This is a genomic window from Gemmatimonadaceae bacterium, from assembly GCA_037721215.1.
In the GTDB taxonomy this organism is placed as follows: Bacteria; Gemmatimonadota; Gemmatimonadetes; order Gemmatimonadales; family Gemmatimonadaceae; genus UBA4720.
The window spans coordinates 21,456-37,554 of the sequence record JBBJNV010000018.1 but is presented as its reverse complement, the minus strand read 5'-3'; the positions used below and the strand labels follow the sequence as shown (position 1 = coordinate 37,554).

General features: G+C 60.1%; 16 protein-coding genes and 1 pseudogene. 13 read left to right on the top strand and 4 right to left on the bottom strand.

The features are described from left to right. Nucleotides 1-144: 144 nt before the first annotated feature. Together WKF55_10890 and WKF55_10885 are read right to left on the bottom strand one after the other, a co-directional pair. Nucleotides 145-870: an SIMPL domain-containing protein gene (locus WKF55_10890; protein MEJ7760080.1), complete on the bottom strand. Its 726-nt coding sequence runs from the start codon at nt 868-870 to the stop codon at nt 145-147. A 239-nt stretch (nt 871-1,109) separates the two neighbouring features. Beyond that, nucleotides 1,110-2,084, bottom strand: coding sequence for an ion channel (locus WKF55_10885; protein ID MEJ7760079.1), 975 nt, complete (start codon nt 2,082-2,084; stop codon nt 1,110-1,112). Between the two features lie 144 nt (nt 2,085-2,228). Here WKF55_10885 and WKF55_10880 point away from each other — a divergent pair. Both WKF55_10880 and WKF55_10875 read left to right on the top strand, forming a co-directional pair. Next, nucleotides 2,229-2,645: pseudogene (locus WKF55_10880) on the top strand (EamA family transporter). After that, nucleotides 2,540-3,091, top strand: coding sequence for a DMT family transporter (locus WKF55_10875; protein ID MEJ7760078.1), 552 nt, complete (start codon nt 2,540-2,542; stop codon nt 3,089-3,091). The pseudogene WKF55_10880 and the gene WKF55_10875 overlap by 106 nt, the downstream one beginning before the upstream one ends. A gap of 19 nt (nt 3,092-3,110) precedes the next feature. On the opposite strand, the gene WKF55_10870 is transcribed toward WKF55_10875, so the two are convergent. Next, the gene (locus WKF55_10870) at nt 3,111-3,659 is read right to left on the bottom strand and encodes a hypothetical protein (GenBank protein MEJ7760077.1); all 549 of its coding nucleotides are present in this window, start codon (nt 3,657-3,659) and stop codon (nt 3,111-3,113) included. A 43-nt stretch (nt 3,660-3,702) separates the two neighbouring features. On the opposite strand from WKF55_10870, the gene WKF55_10865 reads away from it, so the two are divergent. From WKF55_10865 to WKF55_10845, 5 genes are all read left to right on the top strand, one after another. Then, nucleotides 3,703-3,936 (top strand): hypothetical protein, encoded by a 234-nt coding sequence (locus tag WKF55_10865; GenBank protein ID MEJ7760076.1) that lies wholly within the window; start codon nt 3,703-3,705, stop codon nt 3,934-3,936. Beyond that, nucleotides 3,915-4,694: a glycosyltransferase gene (locus tag WKF55_10860; GenBank protein MEJ7760075.1), complete on the top strand. Its 780-nt coding sequence runs from the start codon at nt 3,915-3,917 to the stop codon at nt 4,692-4,694. Before WKF55_10865 ends, WKF55_10860 begins: the two co-directional genes overlap by 22 nt. After that, the gene (locus WKF55_10855) at nt 4,687-5,694 is read left to right on the top strand and encodes an FkbM family methyltransferase (protein MEJ7760074.1); all 1,008 of its coding nucleotides are present in this window, start codon (nt 4,687-4,689) and stop codon (nt 5,692-5,694) included. The genes WKF55_10860 and WKF55_10855 overlap by 8 nt, the downstream gene beginning before the upstream one ends. 1 nt (nt 5,695) lies before the next feature. Beyond that, the gene (locus tag WKF55_10850) at nt 5,696-7,876 is read left to right on the top strand and encodes a hypothetical protein (protein ID MEJ7760073.1); all 2,181 of its coding nucleotides are present in this window, start codon (nt 5,696-5,698) and stop codon (nt 7,874-7,876) included. Between the two features lie 93 nt (nt 7,877-7,969). Then, nucleotides 7,970-8,923 carry a DMT family transporter gene (locus tag WKF55_10845; protein MEJ7760072.1) on the top strand — a complete coding sequence of 318 codons (954 nt, stop codon included), beginning with the start codon at nt 7,970-7,972 and terminating at the stop codon, nt 8,921-8,923. On the opposite strand, the gene mnmG is transcribed toward WKF55_10845, so the two are convergent. Next, nucleotides 8,853-10,790 carry a tRNA uridine-5-carboxymethylaminomethyl(34) synthesis enzyme MnmG gene (mnmG, locus tag WKF55_10840; protein MEJ7760071.1) on the bottom strand — a complete coding sequence of 646 codons (1,938 nt, stop codon included), beginning with the start codon at nt 10,788-10,790 and terminating at the stop codon, nt 8,853-8,855. The two genes, WKF55_10845 and mnmG, sit on opposite strands and share 71 nt — an antisense overlap. A gap of 64 nt (nt 10,791-10,854) precedes the next feature. Here mnmG and WKF55_10835 point away from each other — a divergent pair, with 64 nt between their 5' ends. The 6 genes from WKF55_10835 (at nt 10,855) to WKF55_10810 (ending at nt 16,060) form a co-directional block, all read left to right on the top strand. Beyond that, entirely contained in the window at nt 10,855-11,133 is a 279-nt protein-coding gene (locus WKF55_10835; protein MEJ7760070.1) for a hypothetical protein, read from the top strand. A 48-nt stretch (nt 11,134-11,181) separates the two neighbouring features. Further along, the gene (locus tag WKF55_10830; protein ID MEJ7760069.1) at nt 11,182-11,595 is read left to right on the top strand and encodes a hypothetical protein; all 414 of its coding nucleotides are present in this window, start codon (nt 11,182-11,184) and stop codon (nt 11,593-11,595) included. Nucleotides 11,596-12,098: 503 nt separating this feature from the next. After that, the gene (locus tag WKF55_10825) at nt 12,099-13,073 is read left to right on the top strand and encodes an ATP-binding protein (protein MEJ7760068.1); all 975 of its coding nucleotides are present in this window, start codon (nt 12,099-12,101) and stop codon (nt 13,071-13,073) included. A 59-nt stretch (nt 13,074-13,132) separates the two neighbouring features. Continuing rightward, complete coding sequence (locus WKF55_10820) at nt 13,133-13,693, top strand: hypothetical protein (GenBank protein MEJ7760067.1); 561 nt, start codon at nt 13,133-13,135, stop codon at nt 13,691-13,693. A 108-nt stretch (nt 13,694-13,801) separates the two neighbouring features. Next, nucleotides 13,802-14,899, top strand: coding sequence for a patatin-like phospholipase family protein (locus tag WKF55_10815; GenBank protein ID MEJ7760066.1), 1,098 nt, complete (start codon nt 13,802-13,804; stop codon nt 14,897-14,899). 96 nt (nt 14,900-14,995) lie between these two features. Continuing rightward, nucleotides 14,996-16,060, top strand: coding sequence for a cyclic GMP-AMP synthase DncV-like nucleotidyltransferase (locus WKF55_10810; protein ID MEJ7760065.1), 1,065 nt, complete (start codon nt 14,996-14,998; stop codon nt 16,058-16,060). Nucleotides 16,061-16,099 lie beyond the last annotated feature (39 nt).

Below are 16,099 nucleotides of genomic sequence, written 5' to 3'. Positions count from 1 at the left end.
ACCCGCAACCCACAACGACGGCCGGGTACCCCTCTCGACCGAATACCGAAAGAGGATAGGATAGGCAAGCCAATCGAGCGCCAGATGTGTCACGTAAAAATTGTTTCACGTGAAAATGAAACGCAATCGATTTGGCGCCCCCTGCTAGCGTGTACCGCCGACCAAGCTCCACCGAGTGGTAACCTCCACAGCCACTGTCTGCTCTCCCGGGCTGATGGGAGTATCTGCCATCGCGGCAACGTCACCCGCTGTCGAACGCATCATCATCGGCGGGCGCGGCGGTGGCGGATGGTAAGCCCCAATGCCGATTTCAATAATACTTCCAAGAGTGCCGCCGGCAGCGCGCGCTGCTGCTTCGGCCTCAGCTTTAGCCTTCTGGATTGCGAGCGCAATGGCTTCGCGCCTGGCAGCTTCGGTGTTTGAAGCGAAAAACTGCAGCGATGTGACCATATTCGCACCTTTTGCCAGCGCAGCATCTATGACAGGGCCGACCTGCGTCAACGTCCGAACTTCGACGAGAAGTGTGTTGGTCACATTGTAGCCTACGATAACCGGCTCTCGGTTTGGTTGATAACGCTGCTCGGGATAAACGTTGTAGCTGCTGGTGGTAACCTGATTGGCAGCGAGACCCAATGCCCGAATTGCATCGATCACTGACTTCAGCTTGACAGCATTCTGGGAAGCTGCCGCTGCTGCGGTTGGGGCTTTTGTTTGCACACTGATCTGAATTGCTGCACGGTCCGGCGAAACTTTTACCTCACCTCGCGCCACTACCATAATAGTACTTGGAAATGACGCATTAATGTCGGTATTTTGTGCTGATAGTGGCGCCGAAATAAGACTACAAGCGACAAGTGCAATTTTCAACATGGTTTTTGGATCTGATAGAATTGTGAGCGAACGCAGACAAGACAAAGAGCACGTAGTCTTCGGTGGTCGCCAAAACAACGAGCGTCACACCACCATGGAGTAAGACGTGTTTGGACAGCCGGACTTGCACACTCCACCATACCTCCCAAGTCAACGGCTTTGTGAGTCATCGCGCCCGCAGCTTGCAGGTGCGTACCGGCACCACGGAAAACCACATGATACCTCGGGGCTCGATAATATCACAGACGCTCCACATCATGGAGCCGGCTGACATCCATTCCCATTATCCCCTCCCTGTCACTCCGTCTGAAAATACTCGCGAAATTGGCGTTCCAGATGATTTCTGCTGGCTTGTAAGAGGATCGCGAGTGGACGGTCTGCGAGGAAGTTTCATCGGTGCCGGTCAGAAGAATGAGAATCTCGGCATCACTTCCCTCGAGATCCGCAGCGGTCAGCCCCGCGAGTGGACTGGATTCGTCAATAGGATGCACAAGGGTCCAGCTCAGCGGGAAGAACACCACCCGTGTCCGCTCCAGTTTCAGGTCGTGAAACTTCCTCGCGACACCTTTCTGGGTCAGCTCGATGCGGCTCAGGATCAGCGTCGCCTCGACTTCGATGATCTGGCTGCTCCTTGCATTCGCAATTCTGAACATCAGCGCCGATATCCCGCGATAAGGCGCGACCACAGCGTTCCGGCTGTAAATGATCTTCGTCGTCGGTCGCGAGAACCGTGCAAACACTACTCCGGTAGCGAGTGCGACACCGACAATATTGAGAAGTGCCTCAATGGTCACCAGCACGTTTGCCGCTACTCCGACCGGCGCGATATGGCCATACCCTATAGTCGCAAAAGTCTCGACGCTGAAGAAGAATGCCCGCAGAAATTCTCCGCCCATCGTTTCTGCGGGCAGCCCCTGAATGGCGTCAGGTCCACAAAGCAGGTATCCGACAGCGAACACAAGATTGATGACGAGATAGGCAGCCGCGAGAAATCCGAGAAAGCGCGGCCAGGTTACCGATAACGACCAGTGATAGAAGCTCAGCGCCGAGAACGGCTTGAGCCCGTATCTCGCGACATTGAAGCTCCCGTCACGGTTCAACAGCCGCTTGTGACTTTCCCTCGCCACCTCGGATCCAAATCCGAGATCCTTCGAGGGATCCTCGGGCGCCGAAGGTTTCAGGGCCTCCAGATCGGTAATGGTGGGTGAGCTCAAGTGACGCGAATCCTCATTACACTCGTTGCCATATAACGCAGCATCTGCTTCGATCGATACGGTATAATGGCGAACCCGTGCAATCGTGGCCAGAAACCCGGCGTGCTTTCGGCTCGGTAGCACAGCGCGGGTACATTGGTGCACATGCAATCAACCGACAGGTCTGTCGCCAGAGCAACACTGCTCGTAGTCGTATCTGCCTGCTGCTTCGGTTCACTCACTACAATCGTTCTGTTTGCAACGCGCACCGGCATGTCGCTCGTCACGGCGATGTTCTGGCGCTATCTGCTTGCTGCGCTAATTCTGATGATGCTGGTGCGAACCGCGCCCCGTGCTGCGATATCCCGACGTCAGGCAGCCTGGCTCAGGCTGACCGGAGGACTGGCACAGGCAGTCATTACGTATCTGTCACTGCTTGCACTCGACTACATGCCGGTGGCACTGCTCGCGTTTCTATTCTATACATATCCCGCCTGGCTGACGGCGATCTCAGCCACCCGGGGCAAGGAACCACTCACTTCAACAAGAGTAATTGCGCTTGCGATCGCCATGGGAGGAATCGTAGTAATGGTGGGCGCGCCCAGCGCAGGCTCGCTCAATCCTACAGGTCTGGCGCTCGCGGCGGTACGGCGCTGCTGTATGCGCTTTACCTGCCGGCAATCGCCAGCGCGCAGAAGGGCGTTCCAGCAATTACGGCAACCTTCTATCTCGTTGCGGGAGTTGCGGCGTCGTTCCTCATCGCTGGTGTCGCAACCGGAGAGCTTGGATTGCCGCAAACTCCAGCACTCTGGGGATACGTCGTACTACTTGCTGTCCTCTGCACAGTGATGGCATTCGGGGCGTTGCTCGCAGGGCTGAGAACACTGGGGCCAGTCAGGACTGGCATCGTCGCAACGATCGAGCCCTTTTTCACAACTCTTCTCGGAGCGGTTTTTCTATCCGATCAACTCGGACCAGAGGTGCTCGCCGGAGGCGCGATGATCGCGGGTGCGGTGATTCTGCTCTAATGGCAGGGCAAACCTACCCCTAGCCCACAGCCCCCTTCCGTCTTCCCCGCTCCAACTCGATCAGCAGATTCTGGATGTCGCTCGGACTGACTCCCGGAATGCGCGCGGCCTGACCGAGCGTGCGGGGCTGAATGGACCCCAGCTTCTGCCGGGCCTCGAACGACAATGACTGCATACCGTCATACGGAATCTCAGCAGTGAGCGCGAAATCCCCCATCTGTTTCATCCGCTCGGCCTGCGCTCGCTCCCGCTCGGAATAGCCTTCATATCTGATTTCCAGATCGGCCTTGAGTACAGCTTCGCTGGAAATATTCTCGCCTGCTCCCGCTGCTTCGAGCAAATCGCCGAGGGCGACGCCATGCCTGCGGGCCAGCTCGATGATCGTCACGGGATGATCGATTGCCGAGCTTGCTACAGCCGCCAGCAACGGCGCAGCTTCATGCGGGGTAATCGGCGGCTGCTCGGCGAAATCGCGTACTGTTTTCCCCTCGTCGATACGGTATTCGATGATCCTGCGTTCGCCGGGCTCGTAGAGATGTGCGGGGAGGCCCCGGTTGCACAGGCACAAAGGCGTGCCGAAGCAAAGCAAATTGGCCGATGCGAGAACAAATATGAACCAAGGCTTGCTGCGGCAGCTTGGCGCGCTCAGCGATAAGGGACTGGAGACCGATGAGACCGATGAGACCGATGAAACCAAGGGGCTCGGGATGGATGTGCACAAGGACTCAATCACTATCGCCGTGCTTCTGGATGGCGCGAAAGTCCCGACGCGCCTTGACCGGCTGCCAAATGACCGGGCTGCGCATACATTCTCCCGCATCCCATGTCAAACTCAATCGTGGTGATTCCCTGCTATAACGAGGCGCAGCGCCTGGATACGGCGGCGTTCAGCGCTTTCGTGGCAGCGAATCCGGACGTTCGACTTCTGTTCGTGGACGACGGAAGCACGGATGACACCCTGAAGGTCCTTGAGCAGCTCCGGGAATCAAATCCAACCCAGCTCCTGGTGCGATCGCTTCCGGGAAACCGCGGCAAGGCCGAAGCTGTCCGGCACGGTCTGCTCGAAGCGTGCGCCGCTCACCCTGATTACGTGGGGTTCTGGGACGCTGATCTTGCGACGCCGGCGGAGGACATTCCGGTGTTCACGAAGCTGATGGATGATCGGCCGGGCATCGAGATGGTATTCGGGTCGCGCGTCAATCTCCTGGGCAGACATGTCCACCGGAATCTTGCCCGGCACTACATGGGTCGGGTGTTCGCGACCGCCGCGGCTGCCACGCTCGGAGTGGGAATCTACGATACACAGTGCGGCGCCAAGCTTTTCCGTGTGACGGACGGTTTCGTGTCTCGTCTCCAGGAACCGTTCATCGGGGGCTGGATCTTCGACGTGGAGATGATCGCACGGGAGGTTCAGGCCCGACGCGCGAGCGATCTTCCTTCGGTGCGCGATGTCATATTCGAGTGCCCGTTGATGGTTTGGCGCGACGTAAAGGGCTCGAAGCTCCGGCTCACGGATCGGTTCGTAGTTGCCGCTACTCTCGCGAGGATCTACTGGAAGTACATTGGACCAGGGAGCCGGACGCTTCCCCAATCACATGGCTGACGACCTGGCACCGCCCCGCATCGCAGGGACCAGTCGGGCATTTGCGGGGGTGCTGAACGCTCTCAGGACATCAGTGCGGCGGCTTCGTACCAACGATCTGCAGGTGAGCACGGCGCGCAAGGTGGGAATCACTCTCCTGATGCTGCTGCCCTTCTCGGCGATCGTGTTTCTGCTGCGGCTGAGGCACGCGGTGAAGGGGCCGATCACGGTTGATGCGCCCGCGACTGATGGTCTGATGTTCGAGTGCCATCCTCCGGACCTGATTCAATTGTACCTGTGGGTCTTCGGTATCTGGGAACCGGACATCACGCAGCTGGTTCGGAGCCGCCTCACTTCGGGCGACGTGTTTGTGGATGTTGGGGCGAATATCGGGTATTTCACACTGCTGGCTTCCGGCAGGATCGGTGCGGAGGGACTGGCGGTCGCAGTCGAAGCATCGCCAGCAGTATTTGCTCACCTGAATGATTCGTTGCGGCGAAACGGGGAGCCGGGAAATATTCGTACAGTGAACATGGCGGCGGCTGCACAGGCCGGCTCGCTTCCGGTTTATGGGGGTCCGGGCCACAACACCGGCCTTTCGAGCACAGTCGACCGCTGGGGGAGGCCGCGTCAGGCGACGGTCGAGGCGCTACCGCTCGACGAAATTCTCCGGCAGCATGAGCTCTCCGGCGTTCGTGTCGTGAAGATCGATGTCGAGGGTGGAGAGGACGAAGTGCTCGCGGGAATGACCAGGATGCTTCGCGAAGCGCCCCCGAGCCTCGAGATACTTCTGGAGCTTTCGCCCCGCTGGTGGCGCGACAAGACGAAGCGCCCGATCGACGTTCTCCGGCCATTTCTTGATTCCGGCTTCAATGTCTATAAGGTGGAGAACAGCTACTGGCCCTGGCGCTACATGTGGCCTGCCTGTGTGAGAGCTCCGCGCAGGATTCGCGATGGCCTGGAGCGGCGTGACAGGCGAATAGACCTGGTGCTCTCCCGCGCCGATTCAGAGACTCTCTGAGATGAGTGAGTCGATCGAGTTCAGGGAACGAGCGAGCGCTGCCGTTTTCGGAATAGTTGGCGCGCTGATTCTGTCGGTTCTTTATCTGCTCGCACGATCCGGTTTCGGCAATCCACTCTTTCCGGTCGTCGTAACGCTCGGTGTCGCGCTCTTTATCATCTGTGTTCCGCTGTATGCGTCCACTCGCCTGTCCATGGACAGGGTCGCAGCCGGTACGCCGGAATGGTGGAAATGCCAGCCATTCCTGTCTCTTGTCGCCATCGCGCTGACGTCATTGGCTGGCGCGAGTGCCGACAGGATTGGCGCGGCGCCCTCCACTCTGATAATGGCGCTTGGAGTGAGTGCGGCCGTCTGGGTAATGGTTCGCTGGTTCAAGGCCATCGGACTGGCCGGGGCGCTGGCAATAATCGGATCCGCGTCGCTCTTTTTCGGATGGGCGGGGGGGGTCGCCTGGAGCTCGCGCCACAAGCATCCGCTGTTTCAGGAGGCCCTGGCCACCAGCGGCAACGTTCATCACGACGCGCTGTTCAACTCGGCTGTCGGGAACATGATTCAGGCGTACGGTATTCCCAGCACCGGCGTGGATGGAGTCCCTTACATACCCTATCACTACGGCGCCTCGTGGTTGCACGCTCAGTGGGCCGACCTCGCCGCGCTGGACCTCCTGTCCTTTTACAACCTCGGCCCCACGGTCGTAATGATTCCCGTATTCGGGTTCGCGCTTCTGCTGTTCGTCGTGGAGGTGCGTGCGGCGTTGCGACGCAGGGGCAGAGCACCGGTGAAGCCGCTGGAGCTGGACTATGTCGCGGGCGGAGCGCTACTGGCCGGTACGATCGGGGTGATTCCATCCACCGGTCTCACGGCAATGGGAATCTGGAATACACACGTGCTGATTTCCGAATCGTACACCACGGGGTTGCCCGTTTTCCTCTTTGTCGCGGCGGTGCTGCTCGTGTTCCACGATTCGGGTGCCATCGTTTCCAGACGCCGCCCGTCTGCCCTCTTCCTGCTGGTAGCGCTGCCCTTGATGCTCGCCGCGCTTGGGTTTCTCAAAGTCTCGTTGATGATCCTAACCCTGGGCGCGGTTGGCTGGACTGCGCTGCGTCAGGGTTTGTGGCGCGATACGCTCGTGGTTGCAGCGGCGGGAATCTCGGTGATTACCGCAGTCGGGTTGTACTTCGTGGTCTCGCTGCCGTCACAGAACCAGGGAGTAGTGCCTCTCGCATTCATGCGATCGAGCATCGAGCCTGGCTGGTGGATCTGGTTTCCGTTCGTGCATCTCTTCTGGTCGTGGGTCTATGTAGTTGCGCGTGCGCGGGAGGAGGGCGTTCGCACGTCAGGCGATCTCGTCGCGCGGTTTCGCGACCGGCGGCTTCTCGACGCCGAACTTGTCGCGGCGATTGCCGTGGCTGGCTTCATTCCCGGTCTCGTTCTCGAGATCCACGGCGGTTCGGCATTCTATTTCTCCGACGTACAACGCTGGATCGCCCTGCCGCTCGTCATGGCTATGGGAGCGGGGTGGCTCGCCAGGCCCCAACGGAACCCGGATGCGCTGTCCGGCATTTCTGCGAAAACGCAATTGATCGCAGGCATGCGCCTCTCAAATGTCGCGCTGGTGCTCCTGGCGCTGCCGCTGCTCGGTACTGCTCTGCGCAACGTGACACGCGCGCAGGAAACGGCGTTGCGCCAGAACCTCACGATACGGCGTGACGTTTACGCGCTCGCTGGAGTTGTACCGCCCGTTGCCTGGGGTTACTCCAGCGACGAGGCAATTCTCCGGACCGGGCTGCAACATTCTCCCCGCTACAGACTCATCTCGGCCCTCCGCACACTGGACGACCTGCCTCGTGCGCAGAAGCGGATTACAGCGCTGTTCATTCCACAATCGGACAGCATTTTCTGGAACCTCCTGCCTGAGCCGGAACGGTGCAACATCGTTTCGCTGGCCGCACCCGCACTCTCGGGAATGGCGATGATCGACGGCATGCCTCCCGCAGGGTGCGGCTACACTGATCAGTACGCGTTCGGGTTTTTCAGTCCCAGACGGGGTTCGCAGACAGAAGCCCAGGTCACCGATGCAAGCGTCTGTACGCGAGCGGTCGGGAAGGGGTTTTTACGAGTTGTGAGGCTGGAAAGTGGTCCTGTCTATCGGCTTCCGAGCGTCGATTGCGTTCGACGTTGAACGGGTCGTAGGGCATACGGGGGAATCGCAATGTAGTGGGATGGCGGGCAAACAGGGGCGCGAAGCTGCATTAGAAAGCCCTTAAATTCGGGCATGACTTCGCCACCCAGATCCGTTGCAAGAGCGACACTTCTCGTCGTCGTGTCGGCGTGCTGCTTCGGGTCGCTCACTACAATAGTACTGTTGACTTCTCGCGCCGGGCTGCCGCTCGCCGCGGCAATGTTCTGGCGGTATCTGCTGGGCGCGCTGACACTATTCGTTTTGATGAAGCTTGCGCCGCCGGCGCGAATCACCAGGCGACAGGCACTCCGGCTGGTTCTCATCGGAGGGTTGGCGCAGGCGACGATCACCTACCTTTCGCTGCTTGCGCTCGACTACATCCCCGTTGGGCCGCTGGCATTTCTCTTCTATACATATCCTGCGTGGCTCGCTGCGATTTCAGCTGCACGCGGGAAGGAATCGCTCACGTTGATGAGGACCGTTGCGCTCGTCATCGCAATGGTGGGAATCGTCGTGATGGTAGGCACCCCCAGCGCCGGCTCGCTCAACCCGATCGGTGTAACCCTCGCGCTCGGCACTGCCATACTCTACGCGCTGTATCTGCCTTCTGTTGCCAGCGCGCAGGAGGGAATTCCGGCGCTGACGGCGACGTTCTATCTGGTCGCGGGGGTAGCGGCATCGTTCTTCATCGCCGGCTTGGTGACGGGAGAGCTACAGGTGCCTGACACTCCAAAGCTCTGGGGATACGTCGCGATGCTTTCACTCATCTGCACCGTCATCGCATTTGGTGCGCTGATGGCGGGGTTGAAGGTATTGGGCCCCGTTACGACAGGTATCGTCGCGACGGTGGAGCCATTCTTTACCGCACTACTCGGAGCTGTTTTTCTGGGGGATCAGTTCGGGCTCGAAGTGTTAGCGGGCGGAGCACTTATCGCGGGCGCGGTGATTCTCCTACAACGTCAGGGAGCCACGCCGCTCAAACAGTCGCCGGCTTCCGTCTTCCCCGCTCCACTTCGATCACCAGATTCTGAATATCGCTCGGACTGACGCCCGGAATTCGCGCGGCCTGCGCGAGCGTGCGCGGCTGTACGGTGGCGAGCTTCTGCCGTGCCTCGAAAGAGAGCGACTTCATTCCGTCGTACGCGAGATCGGATGAAAGCGGAAAGCCACCCATCTGCTTCATACGCTCGGCCTGCTCTCTCTCCCGCTCGAAATAGCCCTGGTACCTGATCTCCAGATCGGCGGTGAGAATCGCCTCCGCGGAGAAATCATTGCTCACTGCCGCGGCATCGAGCAGATCTTTCAGTGCAACGCCGGGCCTGCGGGCGAGCTCCACGATTCTCACGGGTTGATCGAGGGCGGCGCTTCCCGCTGAAGCCAGCAACGGCGCCGCCTGCGACGGTGAGATAGTCGTCTGCTCGGCGAGCTCGCGAATCAATCGTTCTTCGTCGAGCCGGTGGTCGATTGTCTCGCGCTCCTTTAATGAATAGAGTCCGAGCTCGATTCCAAAATGTCCTAGGCGGCCGAGTGCGTTGTCCTGGCGGACGGTGAGCCGGAACTCGGAGCGGGATGTGAAGAGGCGGTAGGGTTCGTCTACACCGCAGGTAACCAGATCATCTACGAGAACGCCGATGTACGAAGTCTCGCGGCCGAAGACTATAGGATCCCTCTCGAGTGCGGACAAGCCAGCGTTGAGTCCAGCGACCACTCCCTGCCCCGCGGCTTCCTCGTACCCGGTGGTTCCGTTGATCTGGCCGGCGAAATAGAGCCCGTCGATGGACTTCACCTGAAGCGTCGCGTCGAGCTGAGTGGGCGGGTAGTAGTCGTACTCGATTGCGTAACCAGCGCGGTTCATGCGAACGTCTTCGAGGCCCGGCACCGTGCGCATGATCTCGAGTTGGACGGGAGCGGGCAGTGATGTCGACAGTCCGTTCACGTATAGCTCGGAGGTGTCGTGACCTTCCGGCTCGAGGAAGAGCTGGTGACGCTCGGCGTTTGGAAACTTGACCACCTTGTCTTCGACCGAGGGGCAGTAGCGAGGGCCGCGCGACGCGATCGCGCCGCCGTACATCGCCGAAAGGTTGATGTTGTCCTCGATGATCTGCTTCGCTTGCCTGTCGATATGGGCAATCCAGCATGGCATCTGTTCCGGATGGCGAGTCGTCGTGCCATTCCGGCGCGGTTCGTTGTGGAAATGCGACCATGAGTAATCGAACTGGTCGATCTCGCTGTCCTGGCGTTCGAGCGCTGAGTAGCTCACTGAGCGGCCATCGATGCGCGGTGGTGTTCCGGTCTTGAACCGCGCCACCGTCAGTCCCGCTTCTTCCAACTGCTCGGCGAGATGGGTCGTCGATGATTCGCCGGCACGGCCGCCGGCGAGATTGGTCGTGGTGCCGATATGGATGCGGCCGCGGAGAAAGGTGCCGGTGGTGATCACGACTGACTTTGCGGTGAAGCGCCGTCCCTCGATGGTTTCGATGCCGGTAACCCGAGATCCTTCGGACATCATGAGCCGTGCGACGGTGCCCTGGATGGTGTGCAGCGTCTGATGCTGTTCGATGAGCGTGCGTACCGCTCTGCGATAGAGTCCGCGATCGCACTGCGCGCGGGGTGCCCACACTGCGGGCCCTTTGCTGCGGTTGAGCATGCGGAATTGGAGCGTGGCCATGTCTGTTGCGCGGCCCATGATTCCGCCGAGTGCGTCGACTTCGCGGACGACCGTGCCCTTGGCGACTCCGCCGATGGCCGGGTTGCAGGACATCTGGCCGATGGTTTCGAGCGCGCTGGTGACCAGGCCTACGCGTGCGCCGAGTCTGGCGGCGGCGACGGCGGCTTCGGTGCCGGCGTGTCCTGCGCCGACTACGAGGACGTCGAAGTGAGCTTCAACCGACTGTGAGTGTGGTCTGCCTGGCATACATTGAAGGTAACGCTGCCTGCGCCAGGAATTGGCGGCTTCATCATGTTTGGAGAGAGAGCAGATGCCTATCGCCGTTCCGGCTGGATTGCCATCGATATTCATCAGGAAGGAAGCGTTCGAGCGGTCGGGGCTGGCGCGGTCGGAGATCGATCAGCGGTTCAATCTGACGGATGCCGAGTTCAGGGTTGAAGGGGCGTTGGTGGTGATGGGGCCGCTGCCGTCGGATGATATGATCGGAGAAGTGGTGGAGTATCTCGAAGAGAAAGGGCTGGTGTACTTCGAGGAGTTTTTTGAGTTGAGCGGGAACTGGCCGGAGTGGCTGGGGCTGTACGCGATGTGAGGGGGTTGGGGGGTAGTATCGTTTCCCACTACCGAAGGGAGTTCTGGCATGCTGAGGATTGCTGCTGCGTTGTCGGTCGTCGTGGTACTCGCGTGCAGAGCGACACCTGCTGCGCCAATCTCGGATATTGCAGGAACCTGGGGCGGGGAGAACGCGGGGCTGATCGCAACTGACAGCTCGGCTCATGTTCACATCGGGTGCACGTTGGGTGAAACGCGCGGGCCGATACGGGTTGATGGGGATGGTCGGTTCGAAGTAGACGGGACGTATAACGTCGATGCGTACCCGGTGGACCGCGGGATTACGCATCCTGCTCGATTTAGCGGACGGGTCGTTGGGAGTTCGATGACGTTGAGTGTTGCGCTGACTGATACTGCGCGGGTGCTGGGGCCGGTGACGCTGGTGTATGGGAAGGAGCCGAGGATGGGGGGTTGCCCGATATGTAAAGTGCCTGACAGTTGAACCGAGGTAAGGTGGGCGAGAAGCTCGAGCAATCCGTATGTTGAAAAGAGTAACAGTGTCAGGTGGCGACACCATCTCCATGACACGGTGTTCAGCGCGAGTTTGCGTGAGCGATGCGCGCCAGCGGAATATTGAAGCGAGCGACGTGCCTTTCACTGAGACACTCGTTTGCGACACACCTCCTGGGGTCGGGCGCCGACATTCAGACTATTCAGGATCTGGTTGGTCATCCTGATTTGAGAACTGTAAGGATCTATACGCGTGCTCATGCGTCCCTTGGTGTTCAACGCTGTACAGATGAATTACGCCGTGTTCGCTTTCAAGGCCACGCGGACCCTTCGTTGAGTTACATGTGAGGTGAGAGCTATGAGGCCCCGAACGATTACGGCTTGCTCGCCACGGTGGGGGCGAGGGAGTGATAGGCGCGGATGGTTCGGGCTCCAACCGTCCGCCGCTCGTAACGCGCCCACAGGTTCATGGTCAGAAGGCTTGGGCGCGTCCCGATGACAAAGCCCGAGGTTGGCAGCCGATATCGCTCGGCAGCGTCCACGCCTTTTCGAGTGGAGCTTCCCGCTCGGTGGCTCTCCCTCGGTCAATTCGAGGACATCCTGCGTGGAAATCGATTGGTGGCTCATGCCCGCGCTGGTGGAGCCGTCGTTTTCACGTTCCCCGCGCGAGCCGCCGTGCCCGCCGGCGTCGGCCTTTGGCTGCTGTCCTTCCTCAACCAGTTGGCGGCTGTCGGCACTGGATTGATTCATCTAGAGTTTGCAACCCCGGAAGGCCTGTTCAGCTACTTGGATCGCAACGGGTTTCTGCAACTACTGTCCGCGCGAATCACCACCTCTCCGCCGCGTCCGGCGATCTCGGGTGCCGATTCTCACAGAGGCCAAGCTAGCGGTCTCGTTGAGATTGCTCCACTGATTCCCGGCGTCACGGGCGGGGAGAGGCAACGGATCGTCGGGCAGGTGGTCGACAGCCTCGTCAATTTCTACCCAAGCAACGACGAGCAAACGCGCCGGCTTCGGAATCACGTCTTCACGGTTCTTGGGGAGCTGGTCGACAATGTTTTCAGCCATAGTCGAACCACGCTGCCGGGATTCGTGTGCCTCCAAGCGTACCACAGGTCGCGAGCTCCTCGCATCCAAGTCGGAGTTTCCGACAGCGGTATCGGGATTCCGGCGTCGATTCGAGGCATCCGTGATCAACGAGCAGCCCGGCGAAGCGATGCCGAACTCGTCATTCAGGCGTTCAATCAGGGCCTCTCACGACACGGCGCCCATGCAGGCCGCGGCTGCGGTCTTCCTCAGTGCGCTGCGCTGGCCGCTCGGTACGAATCGACCCTCTTCGTGCGGACTCCCAACGCGCGCATTGTTCTGCACCCCGCCACGATTCAGCGACCCGTCCACAACGCTGAGATCGACAACTCCGTTGGAAGCCTTAGGGGGACTCACATCTACATCGAATTTCGGACGAAGTAGCCCGACGCCTGCATTGCGGCTCCAAGTCACCTCGCGTAGGTTCTGTTTCGATGCAACCGATGAAACGGAATCGGCACGAGTTCCCTATCGTGCTTCAGGCCTATTTGGACGAAAAAGACGCCTGGGGCACAGAGTTTGGCGCGTGGGTGTTCGGCCGCATCAACCTTGAGCTGCTTAACCAAAGTGACGGCACCCTGGTGCCGATCGACTATTCTGGCCTAACCCGCTCGGATGTTTCGTTCCAGCGTGAGGCCGTGGTCGAGACGCTCCGAAAGCACCGCCCCAAGTTGCTGTTCATCGCGAGGGGTCTGACCGACCCCGACATTCGCGAAAACCTCGCCCTCGCGCTCGAAAAACGAGGGGAGGCGTTGCTCGTCGCGGATGACCCCTTTCACCCCACTGTGCTTGGGAAGCGACTTTCCGCCGAACAGTTCACAACGCTGGAGAAGGCATGGTCCGAGGGCCGCGTCGCATCGACGACTTTTGCGGACCTTAACCTCTCCACGGCCTCAAGCCGACTCACGACCCTTTGGCGGGCTGGGTTGCTCGAACGCGTTGAGGGCACGTCGCCCAGCGGGGGGCGGGAACACCGTTACTACTCAATCCGAGTTTCGGGCTGATCAGGCAATTCGGCGTATCTTCGGCTTGATTTCCTTGGGCACCCTCTTACATTCTGTTTCAATGAAACCGACGAAACAGAAGTCAATACTTCAGTATAGGTCGTACTCATGACAGTCCGGCCGTTCCGTGTACTGAGTCTGGACGGCGGGGGCATGCGCGGGACGTACACCGCCGCGTACCTCGCGTCGCTCGCCGCCACGTTCGCGCGCCGCCGGGATGTTCCAGCGATCGACGTGGGCGCCGCGTTCGACCTGATCGTTGGCACAAGCACCGGCGGCATCATCGCATGCGCACTGGCGTTTGGAATTTTCCCGGCCGACCTCGTTGAGTTCTACAGGAAGCATGGCCCCGCCATTTTTCCTCGTCGCCTGCCTCAGCGTGCTGGCGTTGACCTTGGCATCGACTTACTCGCCCGTAAAGGCAGTTTGCGATCGGGCTCCAAGGCCCTTGAGGCGGCGCTGCACGACCGATTTGGGAATGCAACGCTCGCCGAAGTCTACGAACGACGTGGAATCGCTCTTGCGGTTGCCGCCGTCGAGCTGAGTCAGCACCGGAGTTGGGTGTTCAAGACGCCGCACCTTTCAGCCACGACGAATCACCGCGATGATCTTACACGGCTCGTCGATGTTTGCCTGGCGACGACGGCGGCACCGGTGTATCGCTCAATCGCGATCGTCGATTGCGTTGACGGAGGCGTTGAAGGTTGCCGCGCGTTTGTCGATGGCGGCTTGTGGGCCAACAACCCGGTGCTCGTGGGCCTCGTCGATGCCCTCGCGATGTCCCCGCGTGACCAGCCGATCGAGATTTTCTGCCTTGGCACATGTCCGCGCCCGGCAGGTGAACAGGTCGCCAGGACCGACGTCCACCGCGACCTCGCAGGCTGGAAATTCGGCGGCGCCGCTGCAGCTCTGTCGGTCGACGCCCAGGAGTTTGCATACGACAACATCGCCAAGATGCTGGTGAAGCATCTGAACCGGCCTTGCGAAATCCTGCGGTTTCCGCGGGATCAAGTGCCTGCGGCTCTGCTTCCGTACTTGGACCTCGACGATACCAGGCCCGAGGCAATAGATGCGCTCGCTAATCAGGCCCGCACCGACGCTGACATGACCAACAGCCGGTGTGCCGATGCAGGGAGTCGCGAGGGACGGCTCATTACCGCGCTGTTTGCCGATGCGCCAGCCGCTGAGGTGACGAAGGCCGGTTGAAGGATCAGGTAACGAAACCACGTCGTGCACCCATGCCGCGTTCGCTGTGGGAGCCGAACTTCAAGCACGCGGACGCTGAGTATTGAGGAGAATGCTATGTTCGATTGCGAAGATGACATCCTGGCGTATCACGACGATGAAATTACGCTCCCGCAGCCCGAGCGCACCGCCATGCGCGACCGGCGCAACGCCAACCGCGACCGCGTTAAGGAAGGCCTGAAGAACGCGAGCAACCCCAGACCTATCGAATTCAAGGGTCAGGGATCGTACGCGATGAGGACGATGACCCAGCATCCCGAGAACAACTACGACATCGACGACGGCGTCTACTTCGAGATGACCGATCTCGTTGGGCCGAAGGGGGGCGATCTGTCGCCGCTTGACGCGCGGCAGATGGTTCGAGACGCAGCCGATGACGGTTGCTTCAAGACAAGACCTGAGGTTCGGAAGAACTGCGTGCGCGTCGTCTACGACGCTGGGTACCACATCGACATTCCGGTATATCGACGGGTCGTAACAAGGGATGCCTTCGGGCAGGAAAGCGTGCACTACGAGCTCGCGAGCAGCGAGTGGAAGCGTTCGGACGCGCGCGATGTTACGAAGTGGTTCGACACAGAGAACAATCGTCAGAGCGGCGACACGAGTAACGGTCGTCAGCTCCGCCGTATTACGCGCGAGATCAAGAAGTTCGCTAAGAGCCGAAACAGCTGGAGGCTCCTGAGCGGCTTCGGAATCACGAAGCTGGTCGCGGAGTGCTTCCGTGGCAACGTCAACCGAGAAGATGCCGCCCTCTACGACACGATGAAGGCGATTCGTGATCGTCTGAACCTCGACTTGGTCGTCAAGCATCCGGTGACCTTGAACGAGACGATCACCAACGGCGAGAAAGATCCGAAGGCGGTGAACCTGAAGGACCGTCTGTCGGATGCGATCAACTGGCTGGCGCCGCTCATCGAGGCAAACTGCACGCGCGAGAAGGCGGTGAAGTGCTGGGACAACGTGTTCAACACCGACTTCTTCAGCAATCGCTTCGAGGAGAGCACGCAAGCCGCGACGGCCGGATCTGCTTCAGTCCTGAGCGCCGGGCTGTTGATCGAGTCAGGCCAATCTGAAGGAGCACGCGACGCTGTCCAGAAGCAGGGCGGCGGACGCTACGCGTAGGGGTGAGCGGGGCGCGAGGCTTTCAGTCCGCGACGGCTG

Coding starts and splice junctions, on each gene's coding strand:
- WKF55_10855 (MEJ7760074.1), top strand. CDS start 4,687: ATGGCTGACGACCTGGCACCGCCCCGCATCGCAGGGACCAGTCGGGCA.
- WKF55_10820 (MEJ7760067.1), top strand. CDS start 13,133: ATGAAACGGAATCGGCACGAGTTCCCTATCGTGCTTCAGGCCTATTTG.
- WKF55_10810 (MEJ7760065.1), top strand. CDS start 14,996: ATGTTCGATTGCGAAGATGACATCCTGGCGTATCACGACGATGAAATT.
- WKF55_10815 (MEJ7760066.1), top strand. CDS start 13,802: ATGACAGTCCGGCCGTTCCGTGTACTGAGTCTGGACGGCGGGGGCATG.
- WKF55_10825 (MEJ7760068.1), top strand. CDS start 12,099: ATGACAAAGCCCGAGGTTGGCAGCCGATATCGCTCGGCAGCGTCCACG.
- WKF55_10845 (MEJ7760072.1), top strand. CDS start 7,970: ATGACTTCGCCACCCAGATCCGTTGCAAGAGCGACACTTCTCGTCGTC.
- WKF55_10835 (MEJ7760070.1), top strand. CDS start 10,855: ATGCCTATCGCCGTTCCGGCTGGATTGCCATCGATATTCATCAGGAAG.
- WKF55_10890 (MEJ7760080.1), bottom strand. CDS start 870: ATGTTGAAAATTGCACTTGTCGCTTGTAGTCTTATTTCGGCGCCACTA.
- WKF55_10865 (MEJ7760076.1), top strand. CDS start 3,703: ATGAACCAAGGCTTGCTGCGGCAGCTTGGCGCGCTCAGCGATAAGGGA.
- mnmG (MEJ7760071.1), bottom strand. CDS start 10,790: ATGCCAGGCAGACCACACTCACAGTCGGTTGAAGCTCACTTCGACGTC.
- WKF55_10830 (MEJ7760069.1), top strand. CDS start 11,182: ATGCTGAGGATTGCTGCTGCGTTGTCGGTCGTCGTGGTACTCGCGTGC.
- WKF55_10850 (MEJ7760073.1), top strand. CDS start 5,696: ATGAGTGAGTCGATCGAGTTCAGGGAACGAGCGAGCGCTGCCGTTTTC.
- WKF55_10860 (MEJ7760075.1), top strand. CDS start 3,915: ATGTCAAACTCAATCGTGGTGATTCCCTGCTATAACGAGGCGCAGCGC.